We start from the raw sequence: 1,552 nt of genomic DNA, 5'->3' as shown, positions 1-1,552 counted from the left end.
CACCCTCTGGGCCGCCGTGCCGGACACGGGCGCCATCCTGTCGCTGCAGCCCGAGACCGGCGCCGTGCGCCGCCTCGTCTCCGTGCCCAAGGGCTCGGGCCGGGTGAGCGGCCTGGCGCTGGATGCGGAGGGCGGGGTGTGGACGGCCCTGCGCGATGGCTGGAGCGTGGTGCGTTTCCTGCCCGACGGCAGCCTGGACCGCGTCGTCGCGCTGCCGGTGCCCTGTCCCACCGACGTGGAACTGGGCGGGGCCGACGGGCGGCGGCTGTTCATCACCACGGCGCGCCAGCCGGTGCCGCTGGACGTGCTGGCCAAGGCCCCGCTGTCGGGCCGGCTCTTCGAGGTCGTGGTGTAGCGGAGCGCCGTTTCGTTCCCCGTTGATGACGTCTTTATTGAAACAAAAGGTTGTGTACGGGGTGGTTCACCCTATGGCGCCACGGCGTTTCGTTACTTTGTAAAGCGGCGAAAGCGGTGGCCAAGCCGTGGATACAACTCGATGCATTCGCGGCGCCACGCCGTATGGCTTTTCAAACGCCCGTGAAACAATTTCTGCCTGCCCGGTCCACCCCATGACCGCCAAGGGGCCGCAGAGCCTCCCGAGCACCGCATCCGTCGCCCCATTGGCGCTTGTTTCCAGACCTCAACGAAAGTGTTTCCATGAAGAAATTCTCACTGAGCGCCGTCGCGCTCGCCCTGCTGCTGTCCGGCTGCGCCACCACGGGCGATGGCAGCAAGAGCGGTTCCGGCACCTCGGCCATCTCCAGCGTGCTGGGCGCGGCCACCGCCGGCGGTTCCAACTCCAGCAGCACCGAGAACAAGGCGGGCGCCGCGCTGGACGTGTTCAAGGCCGTGACCGTGTCCGACGAAGAACTCAAGACCGTCTCGCTGCAGTACCGCAACTACGAAGACCGCACCGAGAACGCCGCCCCGGCCAACAACAAGTACGCGCAGCGCCTGGCGCGCCTGACCAAGAAGCACGTGAACGAAGACGGCATGAAGCTGAACTTCAAGGTGTACCTGAGCAAGGACGTGAACGCCAACGCCACGGCCGACGGCTCCATCCGCGTGTACAGCGGCCTCATGGACATGATGAACGACCAGGAACTGCTGGGCGTGATCGGCCATGAAATCGGCCACGTGAAGCTGCAGCACTCGCTGTCGGCCATGCGCACGGCCTACATGGCCTCCGCCGGCCGCAAGGCCGCGTCCGCCGCGGGCGGCGTGGGCCGCCTGGCCGACTCCGACCTGGGCGCCCTGGGCGAGAAGCTGGTCAACAGCCAGTTCTCGCAAAGCCAGGAAACCCAGGCCGACGACTACGGCCTGGCCTTCATGAAGAAGCACAAGTACAAGGTGCAGGCCATGGAGTCGGCCTTCCGCAAGATCGCCTCGCTGAGCGGCAAGAGCGGCGGCATGGATGCCATGCTGTCCACCCACCCGGACGCGGGCGGCCGTGCGGACCGCATGCGCGACCTGGCCTCGGCGAAGTAATCGGCCAGCCTGAGGCAGCCAGTCAAGGCAGCCAAACCAGAAAGGCGGCGGGCGAAGGCCCGGC

The 1,552-nt window shown here is 67.1% G+C and carries 2 protein-coding genes; both read left to right on the top strand.

The genetic code is table 11. The features are described 5' to 3' along the window. A partial coding sequence (locus tag AC27IO_RS24090) for an SMP-30/gluconolactonase/LRE family protein (RefSeq protein WP_498741193.1) occupies positions 1–355 on the top strand: 355 nt, incomplete at its 5' end. A 302-nt stretch (positions 356–657) separates the two neighbouring features. Continuing rightward, positions 658–1,488: a M48 family metallopeptidase gene (locus tag AC27IO_RS24085; RefSeq protein ID WP_498741191.1), complete on the top strand. Its 831-nt coding sequence runs from the start codon at positions 658–660 to the stop codon at positions 1,486–1,488. Positions 1,489–1,552 lie beyond the last annotated feature (64 nt).

The sequence above is a fragment of the Acidovorax sp. KNOB132 genome, from assembly GCF_057541515.1.
Note: the sequence above shows the minus strand (reverse complement) of the source record. Positions and strands in the feature narration are given on the sequence as shown.